The sequence below is a fragment of the Colwellia demingiae genome, assembly GCF_007954275.1.
Lineage (GTDB): Bacteria > Pseudomonadota > Gammaproteobacteria > Enterobacterales > Alteromonadaceae > Colwellia > Colwellia demingiae.
This window is the reverse complement of sequence record NZ_VOLT01000001.1, coordinates 300,618-321,280: the sequence shown is the minus strand read 5'-3', so window position 1 is coordinate 321,280 and position 20,663 is coordinate 300,618. Positions and strand designations below refer to the sequence as shown.

Below are 20,663 nucleotides of genomic sequence, written 5' to 3'. Positions count from 1 at the left end.
ATGAGTTGTCAGGCATTAGCAATAAATATGGCGCGTTTTGGGGCAGGGTAACCCTCAATGGTTTTACTGTTATCATTTGGGTCAAGAAAATCTTGCAGCGACTCAGTATCAATCCACTCGGTTTTTCGTTGTTCGTCTAATGCCGTAATATCAGTATTTACCACGCGAACATTGCTAAATCCACATCGTTCTAACCAAGCACACATGGCTTTTTCACTGGGTAAAAACCAAACATTGCGCATTTTTGCATAACGTTCACCAGGCACTAGTACTGTATTTTCATCGCCATCGACAATGAGTGTTTCTAACACCAATTCACCGCCTTTAACTAGCTGTGCTTTTAATTGATAAAGAAAATCAATTGGCGATCTACGGTGATAAAGCACACCCATAGCAAAGACTGTATCAAATGCTTTTAGCTCAGGTAGTTGTTCAACACCTAAAGGTAGTAAATGCACTGGGCTATCATCTATAAAGTGTTTTATTGCATTAAACTGCATTAAAAAAAGCTGAGTTGGGTCAATACCAACAACAAATTTTGCCCCTGCACCGCGCATTCGCCATAAGTGATAACCGCTTCCGCAACCAATATCTAAAACATACTTACCTGATAAATCACTAATATGCTCAGCTAAACGATCCCATTTAAAGTCACTCCGCCACTCAGTATCAATGTGTAAACCATGAATATGATAGGGACCTTTACGCCAAGGTTTAAACTTTTTCATTAAATTTTCAAGGCGTTTAAATTGTCCCTGATCTAAATCACCTAATTCGCCAACTTTAACGGTATTCGTTATATCAATCGCTGAATTAGAATCCACTATGGGTAATGCATCAAGGGTTTTCTGCCAATGCTTGAATTCACCATGTAGTTCATTTTCGTGCCAATGGCTCAATTGTGCAGGTAGGGTGTTTAGCCAATGGCCTAAACGATTGGTAGCAATTTTTTGGTAAAATTCGTTGAACTGTTTCATAGGATTCTAATTTGTCGTTTTAAAGGGCGTACTTTATATTTTGCTAACTTTTAATTGAGTGTAATGACTTAATCACACGCAATTTAAAGGTATATGCATAAATACATTTTTTGATAGTTTTACTTTATTGCAATCAGAGAGGTGAAATTAAAACACTGAAACCATAATGAAACATGTTGAAAACCAGCTTGTGTTAAGCGCTGTTTATGTACATCAAGAGAATCTGTCAACATGACTTTTTCCAATGCGCTACGCTTTTGAGCAACTTCCAATTCACTGTAGCCATTATCACGTTTAAAATTATGATGTAAGTTAATTAATACATCGTCAATAACGTTATCATCGCTGGATATTTTTTCAGACAAAACCAGTAAACCTCCGGGCTTTAGACCTTGCGCTATCTTACTCAGTAATGCTTGGCGCTGTGATTTTTCGATAAACTGCAAAGTGAAATTTAGCACTACCATGGAAGCATTTTCTATGTCGATATCTTGAATGTTACCTTCAATAATCGTCACGGGTGTATTTCCTTTAAATGCATCTACATGCATTTTACAGCGCTTTACCATATCGATAGAATTATCCACACCAATAATTTTACAATTGTTAGCGGTAATTCCTTTGCGCATGGCAAGCGTTGCAGCACCTAGAGAGCAACCTAGATCATAGATATTGCTATCTTCTTGGGCGAAGCGTTGGCTAAGACGGCCTATAGTGTCGATAATAGTTTTATAGCCCGGCACAGAACGAGATATCATGTCGGGAAAAACTTCAACGACTTGCGCATCAAAGGTAAAGTTTTTTACTTGGTTATGCGCTTGTGAGTAAATTAAATCGGTATCAGAATCATGCATTTTCTTTGTTCTATTCACTTTTATGTTAAGTTAGTAACTTGATTGCTAGCGGGTATATAATGGCTTATTTTAACCGATCTTATTAGCAACGCTATATTTATAGGGTGTTTTTTTGAATTTTTTTTATAAACAGACCAGTTACATTCTTTTAATTACTTTGTTTTTAGCTATTTTCAGCCAAACAGTGTTTGCAGAAAAGGCAGTTGCGAAGGTCGTCACTAAAGTTAAGCAACCATTAACAATTGCTATTAATGAAACTTCTTTCCCGTATCACTCTATTGATGAAAAAGGTATTGCTATTGGTTTGATGGCAGATATGTGGCGTTTATGGGCAAAAAAACAACAAGTTGAAATACAGTTTATTGTGCTACCTTGGCTAGAAACACTAAATAAAGTAGCAAAAGGAAATGTTGATATCCATGGTGGTTTATCAATTATTGATTCGAGACGAGAAACGCTACAGTTTTCCCAACCCCTGTTTTCTATTTATACCCATCTATATGTAAATCAACAACTCAGTAATGTTAACAGCCTAGCTGATTTAAAACCGTACAGCATTGGTGTCGTGAAAGGCTCAGCTCATATTGAGAACTTGCAAAAATATCACCCTGATTTTGCATTGAAAACTTATGATAATCGGCATGATCTGTACAGAGGGGCATTAAATAACGAAATTTTAGTGTTTACTGGTTTAGAAAAGCTCGCTGATAATTTTCCTGATTACGATACTTTAAGACAGCGTTTTCCACCTCATAAAGTTTTACGCTATCAGCAAGGTAATTATGGAGTAGCAGTGGCGAAGGGGAATAATTCGCTACTTAATTTAATTGAACAAGGTTTTGAACAAATAACAAGGGAAGAGCGAGCAGCCATTGAGCGAAAATGGTTAGGTTTAACTAAACAAAAAGACAGTTTATTGGTCGCATTTTCATCACATTACCCTCCTTATATGGGCGTTAGTCCTTCAGGTGAACCGCAAGGATTATTGATTGATGTCTGGCGCTTATGGTCTAAAAAAGTAGGCATTAATGTTGAGTTTGTTCCTCGTGATATGACTGAAGGGTTAGATCTTATAACAGAGCAAAAAGCAGATATACTCTTGGCTTACCCTGATCATGTAAACACATCAGAAGATATATCTTTTGCCAATCCAATATACACCTCTAATGTACAATTTTATCTAAATAAAAGAGTTAAAGACATTGAGGGTAGGCGAATTTCTTCATTGGATCAATTTAACCAACAGCTCAGTGACGGTGTCATTGGTATTTGGCAAGATTCTACTTTTAAAGACCAATTGTTAGCAAAGTACCCACAGTTGAAAGTTCGCTATTTTAGTAGTTTGACTACGATGTTAAATGCCGCAGAACGAGATGAAATATCAGGCATTGTGGGATTAGTTGATTTAATTAGTGCAAGGTTAGTGCAAAATAACTTGCAAGCACTTTTTTATCGCTTAGATAGTCCTGTTCTCACCTTAAAACTATCGCCTGTTATCCATCATAAAAATAATAAACTAGTGGAGATCGTTAATAGAGGTTTTAACGAGTTAGATATTAATAGCCTTATTAGAATTGAAGATAGATGGTTGAACGGTAATACGGGCGAACACTATTATAAACAACAAGCACAAAAAATTATGTTAAGCGAAGCCGATAAAGCCTTCTTAGCATCCCATGGGAAAATTAACTTAGGTATTATTAAGAACTTATCGCCGATTGAGTTTATTGACGAGCAAGGTAAATTTTCAGGTATTAATCGCGATATCACCCATCTAATTAGCGATAGCACCGGTATTGAGTTTAATTACATGCCTTTTGATAGTTGGCAACAGTTATACAAAGCATTATTAGATAATAAAATAGATATGCTTGGCAGTATTACGCCAACAGCAGAGCGTGAAAAGCTGCTGATATTCACAGAGAGTTATTGGCAAATGCCATGGGTAATGGTACATCCTCAATATTATGGTAGAAAATCCAAGCTTGAAGATTTTTATGGTAAACAAGTCGCTATCGTCAAAGGCTATTATTTAATTGCCAAACTAAGGAAAAAACATCCCTTAATCACTTTTAAATTAGTGGATAACCGAGAGCAAGCACTCGTTGCGCTTCAGCAGGAACGTGTTGATGGTTTCATCACGACTATGGCCTCGGCCACACAATTATTAAAGCAGGAAAATATTGTCACTTTGATGATATCTATGATGGAAGATGTCAGCTTAGAGAAAAGTCATTTTGGAATAAATAAGCAGTTGCCGCTATTGAGGGGAATAATTAATAAGGGCCTTTTATCGATAACTGAAAAAGAGAAACAAGCTATTTACGATAATTGGTTTTCCCTCGCAATAAATACAGGGCTTGATAAAAATGTGGTGTTACAGGTTGGAGCACAAATTGGTGTCATTATTTTATTGGTACTCGGCGTTATTGTCATGTGGAATAGACGGTTACAAGTTGAAATAAAACACCGTGAGCAACTCGAAAAAATCATGAAACATATGGCAACTCATGATGAATTAACGGGGCTTGCTAACCGAGTCTTGTTAAAGGATAGATTAAGTACTGCGATAGCGTTTCATCAACGACAATCGCTTAAAATGGCCGTATTATTTATTGATTTAGATGGTTTTAAAAATATCAACGATACTCATGGGCATGGGGTAGGCGATGAATTATTGCAACAAGTTGCGCTACGTCTGCAGGGGTGTGTGAGAAGTTCAGATACGGTAGTACGCTTTGGCGGCGATGAGTTTGTTTTGTTACTTACCGGTTTAAATAGTCCTAATGAAGCTGCCTATGTAGCCGAAAAAGTATTAAGGATGATGCAAAAAGAGTTTGAACTATCCAAAACCAATGCCTTTATCGGCTGTAGTATTGGTATAGCTATGTACCCAGATGATGGTGATAACGACACCGATCTGCTTAAAATTGCTGATACCATGATGTATAAGGTAAAAGCAGCCGGTAAAAATCATTATATTTTTAACTAATCCTTTCCGTTCAGCCCTTTAATTTAACCATCCGCTTGTTCTAGGGTGACATTAACAATCTTTGCTTTATAATATGCCCAAAATTATCGTAACAAACGTAAAGTAGCGTTTGTTAATAAGTTTAATAGAATTGGTATAAGGCAAAAATACATGCGTAGTCTTTATTGTGGTGAGGTGAACGAATCTCACATTGGACAAGAAATAACTTTATGTGGTTGGGTTAACAAACGTCGTGATTTAGGCGCCGTGATCTTTTTAGATTTACGTGACCGTGAAGGTCTTGTTCAAGTTGTTTATGATCCTGATTTACCTGAGGTGATTAAAAAAGCCAACACCTTACGTAATGAATTTTGTGTACAAATTAGAGGTAAAGTTCGCGCTCGTCCTGAAGGCCAAGTAAATAAAGGCATGAAAACGGGTGGTATTGAAGTACTTGGTCTAGATCTTACCATTCTCAATAAGTCAGCGCCTTTGCCATTAGACTCTAACCAAGTCAACTCTGAAGAACTTCGCCTTAAATACCGTTATTTAGACTTACGACGTGTTGAAATGACTGAACGTTTACGTTTTCGCGCTAAAGTAACTTCTGCAGTACGCAGCTCATTAGAGTCTCAAGGCTTTTTAGATATTGAAACACCCATTCTAACTGCGGCGACTCCTGAAGGTGCTCGTGACTATTTAGTACCAAGTCGTACGCATAAAGGTCAGTTTTTTGCTTTGCCACAATCACCACAATTGTTTAAGCAATTGCTAATGATGTCAGGTATGGAACGTTACTATCAAATAGTTAAATGTTTCCGTGATGAAGATTTACGTGCCGATAGACAACCTGAATTCACACAAATAGATATTGAGACCTCGTTCATGAGTAGTGATCAGGTTATGGAAGTAACGGAAAAAATGATCCGTGAATTATTCCAAACAATGTTGAATGTTGACTTAGGTGAGTTCCCGCGTATGCCTTATTCTGAGGCAATGACACGTTTTGGTAGTGATAAGCCAGACTTACGTAATCCACTCGAGCTAATTGATGTTGATGATATTTTAAAAAATGTTGAATTTAAAGTATTCTCAGGACCTGCTAACGATGAAAATGGTCGTGTTGCAGTCATTTGTCTACCTCAAGGCGCAGCTAAGTTCTCACGTAAGGGCCTTGATGAATTAACAAAATTCGTTGGCATTTACGGCGCAAAAGGCATGCCTTGGTTAAAAGTTAATGATATTGACGCTGCGCTTTCAACAGGAGTTGAAGGTTTACAGTCACCAATCTTAAAATTCTTATCAAGTGACGAAGCCATCGCTTTATTAAAACGTACTAATGCGAAAACAGGCGATATCATTTTCTTTGGTGCAGACAAATATAATGTTGTTACTGAATCTTTAGGTGCACTTCGTCTTAAATTAGGTGAAGAACTTGATTTACTTCAAGGTGAGTGGAAACCTCTTTGGGTAGTTGATTTCCCAATGTTTGAAGAAGTAGATGGCCATATGCATGCTATTCACCACCCATTTACAGCACCAACTAATTTAACTGCTGAGCAGCTAGAAGCAAACCCTGTTGGCGCTTTATCAGATGCTTACGACATGGTCTTAAATGGTTGTGAACTTGGTGGTGGCTCTGTACGTATTCACAATCAAGATATGCAAACAGCAGTATTTAGAATTTTAGGTATTAGTGATGAAGAAGCAGAAGAGAAATTTGGTTTCTTACTAGAAGCGCTACAATATGGTGCGCCGCCACATGCTGGTTTAGCGTTTGGTCTTGATCGATTAGTGATGTTAATGACCGGTGCTAGTTCAATCCGTGATGTAATGGCTTTCCCGAAAACCAATACAGCGGCTTGTCCACTAACCAACGCGCCTGGTAAAGCTAACCCTGAACAGCTTAAAGAGTTAGGTATAGCAACACTGGCTGTAGAAAAGAAAGACGAAGAACAAGCATAATTAGTTAGCCATTTATTAATAGATAAATGGTAACTACTGCGTATTGTGATTACTACTATATTAGTAATGTTAATGCAGCTATAACGTATGTTTTAGCTGCATTTTTTATGGCATTAATATAACGTAACATACCATCAAAGTTAAAGTATCAATCAAGAGGCGAGCTGTTGACAATAATATTAGGCATTGATCCCGGTTCACGCTTTACGGGTTACGGCGTTATCAAGCAAGAAAAGCAACGCTTTACCTACCTTGGTAGTGGCTGTATTAAAGCGATGAGCCAAGGGGACGATTTTGCATCACGCTTGCAAACTATTTTTGCTGGCGTCTCTGAGTTAATTATTCAATTTAAGCCGGATATGTTTGCCATTGAGCAAGTTTTCATGGGAGTGAATCCTGGGGGGGCTTTGAAACTTGGCCAAGCACGAGGTGCAGCTATTGTTGCGGCAACTAATTCAGGGTTAACCATAGCAGAGTATTCAGCAAGACAAATTAAGCAAGCGGTTGTAGGCACTGGCGCAGCAGATAAAAGCCAAGTACAACATATGGTAAAAAGTATTTTAAAATTACCAGGCACTCCTCAGGCTGATGCTGCCGATGCTTTAGCGGTAGCGCTATGTCATGGTCATAGCCATACCAGTATTGCCATCTTAGCCGGTCAAGCCACTAAAATCGTTAGAGGGCGTTTACGCTAACCCGCTTTTTTATAAATCCCCATCAGCATAGCCGTCATTCCCGAAGTTTCTGATCGGGAATCCAGAAAGAGTAGTTTTCAGTCGTTTTTTGTCTGTGAAGCTAGCCTCTGTGTTCTTCGTAGTGAGTTATTTCGTTTTAAATCTTAGGCAACGTCAGCAAAATTCAACTAGGTCACTTTACTGTATAAATATATAGTGGTAGTATCTGATTCATTAATAATAGCCTTTGGTACTTGTTGTGATTGGTCGTTTACGTGGCACGCTTGTTGAAAAAAACTCTCCTGAAATATTAATTGAATGTGCTGGCGTGGGCTATGAAGTCACCATGCCAATGACGAGTATTTATGCCTTACCTGAGCTTGAACAGCAGGCAACTATTTATACTCACTTTGTTGTACGTGAAGATGCTCAATTGCTTTATGGCTTCGCCAATAAAGTAGAACGTAAGTTATTCCGGTTATTAATTAAAGTTAATGGTGTAGGTCCTAAATTAGCGTTAGCTATTTTATCAAACATGTCTGCTGATCAATTTGTTAGTTGTGTTCGTCACGATGATATTAGCGCTATTGTAAAAATCCCGGGTGTTGGTAAAAAGACAGCAGAGCGTTTGCTTATTGAAATGCGTGACCGTTTGAAAGATTGGCAAGCACAACAAATACACTTAGTTAGTGATGATGGCGTGATACCAGAACAACTCTCTGCTGAATTGAGCCAAGAAACTACTTTTGTTAATGATAATAAAGGCGATGCTATTAATGCTTTACTTTCACTTGGCTATAAACAAGTACAGGCAGATAAAGCGGTTAAATCCGTATATAATCGCGGTATGTCTAGCGAAAACATTATTCGCGATGCATTAAAATCAATGATATAGCCAACGGATTAATCACATTTTGAACTTAGGTAACCTATGATAGAAGCAGATCGCTTAATTGAACCAATTGCTTCAGTAGAAGATGAAAGGGTAGATCGTGCTATTCGTCCTAAAATGCTACAAGATTATACGGGGCAGCAGCATGTTAAAGCGCAAATGGAAATATTTATTCCAGCCGCAAAAAATCGTGGCGAACCTTTAGATCACTTACTCATTTTTGGCCCTCCAGGTCTTGGTAAAACCACTTTAGCTAATATTGTTGCCAATGAAATGGGCGTTAATATTCGCACTACTTCAGGGCCGGTATTAGAGAAAGCCGGCGATTTAGCGGCGCTGCTAACTAATTTAGAAGAAAACGATATTCTTTTTATTGATGAGATACATCGTTTAAGTGCTGTGGTAGAAGAAATACTTTATCCTGCGATGGAAGATTATCAATTAGATATTATGATTGGAGAAGGACCCGCAGCGCGTTCAATCAAGTTAGACTTACCCCCATTTACACTTATTGGCGCTACCACACGAGCAGGTGCATTAACGTCACCCTTACGTGACCGATTTGGTATTGTTCAACGGTTAGAGTTTTATAATGTTGCAGACTTATCAACTATTGTCAGCCGATCGGCACATTTTTTGAACTTAACAATAGATGAGGAGGGGGCATTTGAAGTTGCACGCCGCTCTCGCGGCACGCCACGTATTGCTAATCGTTTATTACGCCGAGTACGTGATTATGCCGATATAAAATCGCACGGGGTGGTTAATCAACAAACTGCCGCTGCTGCGTTAGACATGTTAGAAGTTGATAGTGAAGGCTTTGATATTATGGACAGAAAGCTATTACATGCCATTATTGATAAATTTATGGGTGGACCTGTTGGCTTGGATAATGTTGCTGCAGCCATTGGTGAAGAACGAGAAACTATAGAAGATGTAATAGAGCCTTTTTTAATTCAACAAGGCTTTTTGCAACGTACTCCGCGTGGCAGAATAGCAACAGATAGAGCTTACCAACATTTTGGTATCACTAAAGATCAAACTAAAGACTAAGCCCCATAGTTTTTGCTCTTCCTTATAAGTTGTTAGTTTATCCGTCAGTGTCTATGCTGGCGGAGACTACTTCGACTCCCCTTCAAAACTCCGTAACCGCTTTATCATTAACAAACTCCCCTTAATAAGAAGAACTTTCCCATGAATGGGAAAGCAAAAAAACTGTATTTTCCCATTCATGGAACATTAGTTTGTATGAAACCTTTCAAAATGTAACTTTAAGTGATATTTATCAAGTGGTTATTAATTGTGGTATAGAGACTGCAATAAGTCTTAGTAAGAAGATTTGTTGGAGAATTACCCTTGGATATTGCCGTTAAAAAACAAAAGAAAACCTTACTAAAAAGAGTGTGGCCGTTGGCTCTAGTCATAGCCATTCTCGCTATAGCCTTAAACTATAGTGCCTTTTTGCTACAAGCAGACTACGTTATTGATAATGATACCTTGGTATATGGCGAAGTTAAGCAGGGACCGTTCTCTATTTCAGTTCGAGGTGCTGGTTTACTGGTGCCAGATAAAATTAAATGGTTAGCAGCAAGTGTTGATGGCCATGTTGAACGTGTTGTTGTAAAACCAGGGAAATCGGTGAAAAAAGGAGAACTAATTATTGAGCTTAGTAATCCAAGATTAAAACAATTGCAGGAAGAAACTAAGTGGGAGCTTGAAGCTATTATTGCAGAAAGCAAAGCGAGTCAGGCTGAGCAAAAGTCGGGATTACTTTTTCAAAAAGCACGCATGCTTGATGCCAAGCTAAACTATCAGAGTAGTAAGTTAAAGCTCGATGCCCAACGCGAGTTATTTAACAATAAAACCGGCGCGGTTTCAAAAATTGATTATGAAAAAACTAAGTTAGAAACCCAACAGTTTAATCAACGCTGGAAAATTCAAGAAGAAGTGCTGGTTAGCATGACCGAGAATATTGTTGTTCAAGACAATGCCCATAATTCACGTATCAATAAAATGCGCAAAACACTTGAGCGAGCTGAACAACAGGTTAAAGACCTGATGATTTATGCCAGTCTAGATAGTGTTGTTCAAGATGTCTCTGTTGAACCAGGGCAGCGCGTAAATATGGGCAGCAATTTAGCTAAACTTGCTCAACAAGACTCACTTATTGCCGAATTACAAGTTGCAGAGCTATTAATTGGCGAAGTCCGTATCGGCCAGCTAGTCACTATTGATACACGTAATAACACAGTAAGTGGCATTGTTGCTCGCGTAGACCCCGCCGTTGTTAATGGCAATGTACAAGTAGATGTAACCTTCACAGAAGCATTACCCAGTGACGCAAGACCCGATTTGAGTGTCGATGGTGAAATCATGATCACCGATATTGCCGATACCTTGTATGTGAGTCGTCCTATCTTTTCGCAAAGACAATCAAACACAACCATTTACAAGTTAAATCAAGATGGCAACTTAGCACAGCGTACACAGGTTAAATTAGGTAAAGGCTCTATAAACCAAATACAAGTCATTGAAGGGTTAGCTGTTGGAGACAGAGTGATCATTTCAGATTCAAGTAGTTGGCAAAAATATCAAAAAGTTAGAATTAACTAATACTAAGCTATAAAAACACTTACCGAACACTTTTCTTTTTAAGGGAATAACCCTTAATAAAAAAATGTGCCTTGATTATGAATCGCTCAGACTTCCTGAAACGAGCATCTTCAAGTGGAGCGGGTATATATGATAAATAACAGATCATAAGGACAGATTATGAGTGATACATTAATTAAATTAGAAAACATTCAAAAAGTATTTTTTACCGATGAAGTAGAAACCCATGCGTTAGCAGACATAACGTTAACTATTAATAAAGGTGAGTATGTCTCAATTTCAGGACCTTCTGGTTGTGGAAAATCTACTTTGCTTTCGTTATTAGGCTTATTAGATGCTAGTACTGAAGGTTTGTACCAATTGGCTGAACATGATGTTTCTAATATATCTAAAAAAGAGCGTGCCCGAATTCGTAATATGGAAATTGGCTTTATATTTCAATCTTTCAATTTGATCAGTGACCTTGATGTTGAAGAGAATGTTGAATTGCCACTTACTTATCGTAAAGATCTAAGCAAAGACCAGCGTAAGGCAATGGTTAAGGAAGCATTAGAAAAAGTGAATATGTCACACAGATCTAAGCATTTTCCTTCGCAACTTTCTGGTGGCCAACAGCAACGTATCGCGGTAGCACGTGCCATCGTTGGGAAACCTTCAATTATTCTTGCTGATGAACCTACCGGAAATTTAGATTCGAAAAATGCTGAAGCAGTAATGGAGCTTTTAGACTTATTACATGCAGAAGGTGCCACTATATGTATGGTTACACATGATCCTCGCTCAGCGCAGCGAGCTTCTCGTAATATTGATATTTTAGATGGACAGGTGATTAGTGATAACTCATTAACCAAAGAAAATAAATCAAGTGACACTGTAGCAGCTTAGGGAGAATGATTATGATATGGCAAGATTTTAAATATGCGATCAGGTTGTTATCAAAAAAGCCTGGCTTTACTGCGCTTACTACTTTAGTAATGGCAACAGGCATAGGTTTGAGTGTTTATATGTTCTCGTTTTTTCACACTATTTTGTTTAAAGACTTAAACTTTCAAGATGGGGCCTCTCTCGTCATGGTCAGTGGCTCTATAAATGGCAAAGAAGATGCTTATAGAATTAATGCCTTAGATTATGCTGAAATCAAAAGTAGCGTAAAGGGTTTAAAAGAGTACGGTGGTTATAACAACGCTAATGTTGTTGTTTCAGCAACTGAAGGGGCGATAAGATTTCCGGCGATAATGGCACAAGCGAATATATTTCAACTGACTCGAACAAAGCCTATTTTAGGACGAGAATTTAGGGCTGAAGATGAAAAAGCTGGCTCTGAAAAGGTTGTTGTTATTGGTTATGAGCTTTGGCAAAACCAGTTCAGTGGCGAAAATGATGTACTCAAACAAAACATGCGCATTAATGGTGAAAAACACAACGTGGTAGGTGTGATGCCACAAGGATATTTGTTCCCTCGAAATGCCCAGATATGGTTGCCTTTACAAATTGATCCTAAACAATTAGTCCGAGAAAATAGCACAACTTTACATGGTTTAGCACACTTAGAAGATGGCGTGACTATGGCTGAGGTAAATCGTGAACTAAGCGTTGTTATGAAACGAATTGAGAATCAACACCCACAAACAAATACTGGTATTAGTGCTCATGTCACATCAATTCCGGGTGTTGGTGGCGCTGATGGTGCTCCGGTCATTTATACTATGCATACTGTTGCCTTGTTAATTTTGCTGTTGGCGTCGATAAATGTTGGAAATTTATTATTATCGCGCGCATTAGAACGTGGGAAAGAAACAGCAATTAGAGTCGCGTTAGGCGCACCTAGGTCACGATTAATTAGTCAGATGTTATGGGAAAGTACCATAATTTGCACGCTTGGCGGAATGATAGGTTTTTTAGTTATGGCCTGGGGCTTGGAGATTACAGAGCCAATTGTAGCTACTTTCTTTGCAGACCCATTAGCATTTTGGTGGGACTTTGGCATTGATACTTATACGGTAACACTGTTTTTAACCATCCTTATTAGCACTATTTTTGTCACCGGATTTTTGCCTGCTTGGAGAAGTACAGGGGGTGACTTTAATGCCGTACTACGCGATGGTACTCGAGGCGCACAAGGGAAGAAGGCAGGTCGCCTGAATCGTTTTCTGGTTATTAGTGAAATATTTATTTCTATGACGGTATTAATATCTTCTGCCGTTATGGTGCAATCTGCTTATGAGCAAACCAATAGTGATATGGGGGCTGATACCGAAAATAGTTTAGTGGCAAGTGTTTTATTACCTGCAGCGAATTATGATACGGATGCTAAAAAGGCACACTTTGCCAAAACGTTGCAATCACGTTTAGAAAACAGTGCTTCAATTGAAGCAGTAATGTTAGCAACGTCGTTACCAGGGCACTATAGTTCAATCTCGAAAGTCATTATAGAAGGTAAAGAATATAGCAAGGATAGTAACAATAGTTATCCGAGTGCTAATGATATTGCCACTATGCCAGGCTCTTTGGCAAAGCTGGGCGTTGAATTACGCCAAGGGCGTTATTTTAACAATAGTGATGATGGTTTGGCTAAAGCGACAGCTTTGGTTTCAGAAAGCTTTGCCAAGCGCCATTTTCCAGAGCAGGGTGCTTTGGGGAAAAGGTTTCGTTTAGCGAAGACAGCGCAAGACAACATTGAATGGGTGACTATTGTCGGCATAGTTGAGCATACGATTCAAGGTAACAGAGACGGTGATGCAGCAAGTATGCCTGCAATCTATAGACCGTTAACTCAAGCACCACGAAATCAGCTTACTATTGCAATGCAATTAAGTTCAAAAGGAAGCCTTGCTGTACAGCATTTGCGTAAGACTTTACAAGGTATTGATAGTGAACTAGCTTCATACCGCATTGAAACTTATCAAGCAAGTAACGATAGAATTACAGCGCCGGTAGTTTTTATTAGTAGCTTAACGGCAATATTTGCTATCGCAGGTGTGGTGCTAGCAGCAAGTGGTATTTATGGTGTTATGGCAAATATGATAAGCCAACGAACGCAGGAAATAGGCATTAAACGTGCGTTAGGTGCTGATGAGCAAAGAATCAGCAGAGAGTTTGTCTTTGCTGGTGTGAAATTATTACTTTGGGGTGGTATACCCGGTATTTTAGCCGGTGGTTTTATGGGCTTTGCTATGGCGCAAATGTTTGGTACTTCATATTCGTCACTAGTATTAATAGTCATTATTATGGTGAGCATAGTGGTTGCTACTGTGCTGGTAGCGACTTACTTACCAACAAAAAATGCGTTAAGGTTAGAGCCAAGCCAAGCATTACACTATGAATAATGGTAGATAATACCTACTTTGAAAATTAAGCAGCTAATAGTATATATTAACTGCTTAATTATATTTTTTTTAGTGTTTTTATTTATGTAAGACCATGGAATTTAAAAGAAAGAAACGATGAATAAAAACATTCTATTAGTCGATGACGACCTCGATATACTGTCAGCCTTAAAGATTTTACTGGTACCGGAAGGTTATGGCGTGAACCTTTGTCAAACACCAAGCTCAGCTTTAGCTGCGATTAAAAAAACGCAATTTGATTTGGTATTAATGGACTTAAATTACTCTCTTGATACCACCTCTGGGGAAGAGGGACTGACACTCATTGCGGACATTAGAAAACTTGAAGACGACTTACCTATAGTGGTTATGACTGGCTGGGCAACAGTTGAGGTAGCAGTAAGTACTATGCAAAATGGTGCAAATGACTTTGTTCAAAAGCCTTGGGATATTGAACGTCTTATCAGTATTATCAATAATCAACTGAAATTAGCGAGTAGCGAAAAGAACTCGCAAAGGCTCACTCAACAAAACCAACTATTGCAGCAACGCCTTGATAGTGAATTTAAAGGTGACATCATAAGTCAGTCACCTGTTATGCAAAAAGCTTTAGCTTTGATAGAGCAAGTAGCACAAAGTGATGCCTGTATTTTGCTGACAGGGGAAAATGGTACTGGCAAAAGTATGTTTGCCCGTTATATCCATCAACAGTCAAATCGAAAAGACGCAAACCAGATTTCGGTCAACATGGGCGCAGTGAGTGAAACCTTATTTGAAAGTGAGATGTTTGGCCACGTAAAAGGGGCGTTTACTGACGCTAAATCGACACGCATTGGTCGTTTTGAATTGGCCGATTGTGGCAGTTTGTTTTTAGATGAGATAGCCAACACTCCCTATTCACAACAAGCTAAATTATTACGTGTTTTAGAAGATCAGCAATTTGAGAAAGTGGGTGCGAGTAAAACCCAGTCGGTCGATGTGCGTTTAATTTGTGCGACTAACGCTAACTTGAATCAAATGGTAGCAGCGGGAGAGTTTCGTAAAGATTTATTATATCGTATTAATACTATTGCCATTGAAATTCCAGCATTAAGACACCGAAAGGAAGATATTGTTTTGCTTGCTGATGCTTTCTTAACTCAATGGGCAAATAAGTACGGCAGAAATAAGTTGGTTTTAGATGAACAGGCGAAAAATGCCTTAGTTAGTTATGATTGGCCAGGGAATATCAGAGAGTTAAACCATGTGCTCGAACGAGCACAGATATTATGCCAAGGTGTTTTTATCAATGTAAATGACTTAGGTTTATCAGTTAATGCTACGCAAACTGATACCGCTAAGGTAGATGTTAAGCAGGGAGAGTTTATAGAAAAGCAGACCCTAGATAGTTTAGCTGATTTAGAATTAACCATAATTGATCAAAGATTGAAGCACTTTGATGGTAATGTACTTAAAGCAGCTAAGTCACTGGGCTTAAGCCGTAGTGCTCTTTATCGACGATTAGATAAAATTTAAATCAGCTGCTATAAAAGGTAATGAAATAGTCAGTAGCAGGCAAAGTAGTCGAGTGTAACAAAGACAATATGAAACAGAATCAACAAAATAAGAAATCATTTGAAGTACAGCTAACTCAGCTATTTTTATTTACCTCTTTGCCGCTATTTTTCTTGCTAATTGGGGTGATGATATATGCGAATATATCGCTATATTTGATTTTATTAACTGTGCTTATTAGTGGTTTAGTGATTGTTTATAGTCACAGTAAACTTCACCAAAAGTCAGCTTATCAATTTCGAAGTTTAAGTAATTTACTCGATGCTATGGTACAAGGCGATTATAGTCTGAGAGCCCGTATTAGTGATGGTGATGAAGCATTAAATGAATTAGTTGATTCGATAAATAGCCTTAGTTTACGCCTTAATAAGCAAAGAATTGAGACGACAGAAAGTCAATTGTTACTAACTACTGTAATTAACCATATTGATGTCGCTATTCTCGCTTTAAATGAGAATAATGAATTGGTCTTGACTAACCCCGCCGCAAAAAAATTATTGCAAATACCTGCTGAGCAGCAAGAATTTGACTTAATTGAATCATTCTCACAATTTAGTCAAATCGCTGCAATGAACAGTGGTAATAGCCAAGTAATGTCGCTTTCTTTTGCTAATCAGCAAGGTAAGTTTAATGTTCACCTTGAAGAATATCGCGAAAATGGCAAACCACAAAAGTTAGTATTTATTACTGATGTTAGCACTATGCTTCGTAGTGAAGAGCGAAATGCATGGCAAGCGTTAGTGCGGGTTATTAGTCATGAAATAAACAACTCTTTATCTCCTATCGCTTCAATAAGCCAAAGCTTAAGGCGTTTACTTGCCCGACAAGAAAAACTTGAAAACCATAAAGACTATCTGGTTGAAGGCTTATCTATCATTTCACAACGCAGTAATAGCTTAACTGAGTTTGTTAATAGTTATAAGCAAATAGCCAGTTTACCTGAGCCAAAAAAACAGCCCTGTTCGGTACTTGAATTAGTTAATAAGACGGTAGCCTTATACCCGGATGAATGCATTGAAGTACAAAAAATAGACGACATCACTTTAGTTATTGATGCAGTGCAATTTGAACAAGTGCTTATTAACTTGGTTAAAAATGCGGTAGAAGCGGTAAAAAGTGCTGGCGAAGAAGGTAAGGTTGTAATTAGCGGGCAAGTTAATGGAAAGGTATTTAGTTTGTCATTAGTGGATGACGGCACAGGTGTAAGCAATCTAGAGAACTTGTTTGTGCCTTTTTATAGCACAAAAAGTAAAGGCTCAGGCATAGGTTTAGTCTTATGCCGACAAATTATTGAAGCACATGGCGGCAAGATAAGTTTAACAAATAGGTTAGGTGTCAGTGGTTGCATAGCAACCATAGAATTAACCCTGTGATACTTCTCTTAATGTCTTTTTTATTATTATTAACGCTTTATTTTGGCTGTTCGGTAAATTCATCGAAAGACTTAACGGTGCGGACGACTTTTCCATGCTTTAATTGTTTGGTAACGCCAAAACGAATGTATTATGAAATAACCTAATATTGAAGCAATAACAGCAAGAACACCGCAGCCAACTAAAAAGGCAGGGCCTATGGTTGATAAGCTATCTAATACCCATTGCCAGTTTGCTTGAAAGGCAAACTCTTGCTCAGGTACCGATAATACCCAGACACCTACCAAATAACAGGCATAAAATATAAAAGGCATAGTCAACGGATTTGTTATCCACACCAATGCAATGGAGAGCGGTAGGTTTGCATGTACTATAATGGCAATACCAGCCGATAAAACCATTTGAAATGGCACTGGAATAAAAGCAAAAAATAAACCAACAGCAAAGGCTTTAGCGACAGAGTGACGATTTAAGTGCCAAAGATTGGCATTGTGGAGTAAATTGCCAAAAATTTTCAGATATTTGTTTTCTTTTATCGTTTGATGATCTGGCATCATACGTTTGATGGTTTTTTTGGGCATATACTTCTATAGGTCCCTTAGCTAAAAGTTAATGTGGTAAATAATTTACTTAGCAACATATATATTTACGTAATATATATGTTGCTAAGTAAAGCAATCGGTAATGTCAGTAAGGCGTTAGCTCGATAATTTAACCACTAAACATAAAAGGATTTATATCACTATGGATTGGTGGTTACTGACATTTTTTCTTGGTGCTATATTGTCCCTATTTTTGCAGGAAGTGCCAGCGCTTTTTCAGCTATTTTTACTTCTTTGTCTCGCTATTGGCTTTTATTCCCATAAAAAACTACGTTATAGCTCCGGATTATGGTTTGGTGCTTTATGGATCTTAGCCCAAGCTTACCTCTATCATAACCTGTTACCGCCCCCTCTTATTGAACTAATGGAAAATAAACAACCATTTTTTATTGAAGGTGAGGTACTTAGTATCCAAGTTAAGCCACCGAACATGTTGAGCGAACATATAAAGGAAAGCGCTGTTCAACAGAAAGCTAATTCCACTAAACGCTTTAATTTTCTCGTTAATAAGATAAATCAACAGCTACTTGAAAGCCCAATGACTCTTAGGCTAAGTTGGCAAAAGTCGACTATTGACCTTGCTCAAGGTCAAAGACTTTCTCTTAACGTTAAAGTAAAACCAGCCCATGGATTAGCAAATATAGGCACGTTTAATTATTTAAGTTGGCTCAAAGCACATAACATTGTCGCAACAGGATATGTGGTTAATCCGAGAAAGAAGAAAGATTCAAATTATCAAGAAGCGGAATACTTAAAAAGCTTAAAAGCGAATAAATTGCTAATAGCAGATATCACTATGAGGCAAACGCTATTTGAGCACTATCAAAGCCTTACCCCAAATCATAAGCTTACCCCCATTTTATTGGCATTAGCCTTTGGGGAGCGTAGTTCACTTAATACCGACCTTTGGCAGACACTACAAGTGACAGGTACTAGTCACCTTATTGCTATTTCGGGTTTACATGTAGGCTTGCTTGCCGGTAGTGCATTTTTTATTGTGATGTTGTTTGTTCAATATATCCCGTTGAGAAACCCTGGCTGGCAGCGTATCAACAGCCGTTATATTGCTATTGCTGTGAGTTTGTTACTCGCAACTGCATATGCTTATTTAGCAGGTTTCTCTCTTCCAACAAAGCTTGCTTTGGTGATGTTAAACTTGTACTGGATTAGTCGCGTAGTTGGCATAAAAATATCAGCTAAACGTTTAATTCTCATGACGATTTTTATTTTGTTGATTATCAGCCCTTTTAGTTTATTAACCGCTAGCTTTTGGTTATCTCTTTATGCTGTGGCTATTATTTTTGTATCACTATGGCGATTTAAGTCATGGATGAATAAGGGCGGTTATTTTTGGCGTTTCTTCAAAGCGCTATTTATTATTCAAGTAGCACTTACCGTGATGTTAATGCCGATTACTGCATTATTTTTCCAAAAGGTATCACTAGTTAGTTTATTGGCAAATATCATTGCTGTGCCTTGGATGAGTGTTTTTAGCATACCTACAGCGCTCATGTCAGTGGTCTTGATGCCAATAAATGAGTCATTAGCGCAATGGTTTATGATGTTATCACTGCAGTCGTTAACCTGGTTGTGGTATTACCTTGATTTACTTAGTGAGCTCCCTTATGCAATTATTTCACTTTCATTAACTCAACAATTGATTGTTCTGGTAGTGGGTAATGTTGCTTTTATAATGCTTTATCTTTCGCCGTTTCTCTGGACTAGTAGGGGGGTCAAGCAAGTCACTTTTGTTCTGCTAGCTTTAGTTCTTAGTGTGAGTTTGTTTAATTTTTATTATCCAAGTATGTCCTCTGTAAATACCAACTTTTGGTCAAAAAAAGAAAAAACTCCAAAGGATGATATTGATTTCCAAGCAGCGTTTGGCTTTACCTCATGGGAAATAATTTTTTTTGATGTTGGTCAGGGAACTTCGGTATTACTTAAACGAGATAACCAGGCCATTCTATATGATACCGGTGCAGCTTACCCCAGTGGTTTTACTATGAGTGATGCGGTGATACTGCCATTTCTACAATATTCAGCCATTGAGAAGCTCGATAAAGTGATATTAAGTCACAGTGATAATGACCATGTTGGTGGCCTTGATACCCTGATAGAGAATATATCGATTGATGAAATAATCAGTAATGATAAAACACTCTATAATCCAACTAAGGCCTTATTACTTAATGATTTATCAACTACTGAGAACTTAAACCCTAGCAGTATGCGACTTACGGATTGTCAGCCAAATAATAGCTTTTCTTGGCAAGGATTGAGGTTTGACATTTTATGGCCTTTAGCTTGGGATTCTTCAGATGAAAGTATTAATAGGGGCAAGCAAAAAAATGATGATTCTTGTGTCATCTTAATTAGTGATCAACAGGGAACTACACTGCTTTTAACCGGGGATATTTCCTCGAAAGTAGAACAGAAGTTACTAAAAATTTATCCGCAGCTTAGTGTTGATATTTTACAAGTACCTCACCACGGCTCTAAAACATCATCAAGTCAGCCGTTTCTTAGTCAACTATCGCCTAAAATTGCGTTAGTTAGTGCAGGTTACTTAAATCGTTGGCATATGCCAGTCCCAATTGTTAGTCAGCGTTACCATGATAGTAAAATTGAATTGTTAAATAGTGCAGAGCTGGGGCAAATCATCATAACAGTTGATGAAAAGGGCATCACTACTCAAAATTATGTCAATGATTTACGGCCATTTTGGTTTAGCCATTAAAAACGTAAAGCCATTTTAATTCCGACTGAAAAACAACACTTTGAATGGTAACGGGTATAGTTATAGTTTTTGTTGGTTGTATCGCTAATTCACGGTAAAATACTATTTCGATAATGTAAGCATGA

General features: G+C 38.0%; 14 protein-coding genes. 11 read left to right on the top strand and 3 right to left on the bottom strand.

The features are described 5' to 3' along the window. Positions 1–8: 8 nt before the first annotated feature. Entirely contained in the window at positions 9–977 is a 969-nt protein-coding gene (cmoB, locus tag ESZ36_RS01375; RefSeq protein ID WP_146782481.1) for a tRNA 5-methoxyuridine(34)/uridine 5-oxyacetic acid(34) synthase CmoB, read from the bottom strand. Positions 978–1,096: 119 nt separating this feature from the next. Next, complete coding sequence (cmoA, locus tag ESZ36_RS01370) at positions 1,097–1,831, bottom strand: carboxy-S-adenosyl-L-methionine synthase CmoA (protein ID WP_146782478.1); 735 nt, start codon at positions 1,829–1,831, stop codon at positions 1,097–1,099. Positions 1,832–1,943: 112 nt separating this feature from the next. Here cmoA and ESZ36_RS01365 point away from each other — a divergent pair, with 112 nt between their 5' ends. From ESZ36_RS01365 to ESZ36_RS01320, 10 genes are all read left to right on the top strand, one after another. Then, positions 1,944–4,823, top strand: coding sequence for a transporter substrate-binding domain-containing protein (locus ESZ36_RS01365; RefSeq protein WP_146782475.1), 2,880 nt, complete (start codon positions 1,944–1,946; stop codon positions 4,821–4,823). A 150-nt stretch (positions 4,824–4,973) separates the two neighbouring features. After that, positions 4,974–6,767: an aspartate--tRNA ligase gene (gene aspS, locus ESZ36_RS01360; RefSeq protein WP_146782473.1), complete on the top strand. Its 1,794-nt coding sequence runs from the start codon at positions 4,974–4,976 to the stop codon at positions 6,765–6,767. Between the two features lie 167 nt (positions 6,768–6,934). Then, positions 6,935–7,462 (top strand): crossover junction endodeoxyribonuclease RuvC, encoded by a 528-nt coding sequence (ruvC, locus tag ESZ36_RS01355; RefSeq protein ID WP_146782471.1) that lies wholly within the window; start codon positions 6,935–6,937, stop codon positions 7,460–7,462. Positions 7,463–7,700: 238 nt separating this feature from the next. After that, positions 7,701–8,336, top strand: coding sequence for a Holliday junction branch migration protein RuvA (gene ruvA, locus ESZ36_RS01350; protein ID WP_146782468.1), 636 nt, complete (start codon positions 7,701–7,703; stop codon positions 8,334–8,336). Positions 8,337–8,372: 36 nt separating this feature from the next. Beyond that, positions 8,373–9,386 (top strand): Holliday junction branch migration DNA helicase RuvB, encoded by a 1,014-nt coding sequence (ruvB, locus tag ESZ36_RS01345; RefSeq protein WP_011042937.1) that lies wholly within the window; start codon positions 8,373–8,375, stop codon positions 9,384–9,386. A gap of 303 nt (positions 9,387–9,689) precedes the next feature. Next, positions 9,690–10,946: an efflux RND transporter periplasmic adaptor subunit gene (locus ESZ36_RS01340; protein WP_146782462.1), complete on the top strand. Its 1,257-nt coding sequence runs from the start codon at positions 9,690–9,692 to the stop codon at positions 10,944–10,946. Between the two features lie 159 nt (positions 10,947–11,105). Further along, positions 11,106–11,831: an ABC transporter ATP-binding protein gene (locus tag ESZ36_RS01335; RefSeq protein WP_146782459.1), complete on the top strand. Its 726-nt coding sequence runs from the start codon at positions 11,106–11,108 to the stop codon at positions 11,829–11,831. Between the two features lie 11 nt (positions 11,832–11,842). Beyond that, positions 11,843–14,272, top strand: a complete 2,430-nt coding sequence (locus tag ESZ36_RS01330; protein ID WP_170235751.1) for an ABC transporter permease — start codon at positions 11,843–11,845, stop codon at positions 14,270–14,272. Positions 14,273–14,389: 117 nt separating this feature from the next. Then, complete coding sequence (locus ESZ36_RS01325; RefSeq protein WP_146782453.1) at positions 14,390–15,787, top strand: sigma-54-dependent transcriptional regulator; 1,398 nt, start codon at positions 14,390–14,392, stop codon at positions 15,785–15,787. A gap of 68 nt (positions 15,788–15,855) precedes the next feature. Beyond that, positions 15,856–17,199 carry a sensor histidine kinase gene (locus ESZ36_RS01320; protein ID WP_146782450.1) on the top strand — a complete coding sequence of 448 codons (1,344 nt, stop codon included), beginning with the start codon at positions 15,856–15,858 and terminating at the stop codon, positions 17,197–17,199. Positions 17,200–17,270: 71 nt separating this feature from the next. On the opposite strand, the gene ESZ36_RS01315 is transcribed toward ESZ36_RS01320, so the two are convergent. Further along, the gene (locus tag ESZ36_RS01315; RefSeq protein WP_146782447.1) at positions 17,271–17,780 is read right to left on the bottom strand and encodes a DUF2062 domain-containing protein; all 510 of its coding nucleotides are present in this window, start codon (positions 17,778–17,780) and stop codon (positions 17,271–17,273) included. Positions 17,781–17,943: 163 nt separating this feature from the next. On the opposite strand from ESZ36_RS01315, the gene ESZ36_RS01310 reads away from it, so the two are divergent. Next, positions 17,944–20,538, top strand: a complete 2,595-nt coding sequence (locus ESZ36_RS01310) for a DNA internalization-related competence protein ComEC/Rec2 (protein WP_146782444.1) — start codon at positions 17,944–17,946, stop codon at positions 20,536–20,538. Positions 20,539–20,663: the final 125 nt, after the last annotated feature.

Excerpts from the sequence above, each read along its gene's own strand:
- ESZ36_RS01325 (WP_146782453.1), top strand. The coding sequence starts at position 14,390 with ATGAATAAAAACATTCTATTAGTCGATGACGACCTCGATATACTGTCA.
- cmoB (WP_146782481.1), bottom strand. The coding sequence starts at position 977 with ATGAAACAGTTCAACGAATTTTACCAAAAAATTGCTACCAATCGTTTA.
- ESZ36_RS01310 (WP_146782444.1), top strand. The coding sequence starts at position 17,944 with ATGGATTGGTGGTTACTGACATTTTTTCTTGGTGCTATATTGTCCCTA.
- ESZ36_RS01330 (WP_170235751.1), top strand. The coding sequence starts at position 11,843 with ATGATATGGCAAGATTTTAAATATGCGATCAGGTTGTTATCAAAAAAG.
- ruvB (WP_011042937.1), top strand. The coding sequence starts at position 8,373 with ATGATAGAAGCAGATCGCTTAATTGAACCAATTGCTTCAGTAGAAGAT.
- aspS (WP_146782473.1), top strand. The coding sequence starts at position 4,974 with ATGCGTAGTCTTTATTGTGGTGAGGTGAACGAATCTCACATTGGACAA.
- ESZ36_RS01320 (WP_146782450.1), top strand. The coding sequence starts at position 15,856 with ATGAAACAGAATCAACAAAATAAGAAATCATTTGAAGTACAGCTAACT.
- ESZ36_RS01315 (WP_146782447.1), bottom strand. The coding sequence starts at position 17,780 with ATGCCCAAAAAAACCATCAAACGTATGATGCCAGATCATCAAACGATA.
- ESZ36_RS01335 (WP_146782459.1), top strand. The coding sequence starts at position 11,106 with ATGAGTGATACATTAATTAAATTAGAAAACATTCAAAAAGTATTTTTT.
- cmoA (WP_146782478.1), bottom strand. The coding sequence starts at position 1,831 with ATGCATGATTCTGATACCGATTTAATTTACTCACAAGCGCATAACCAA.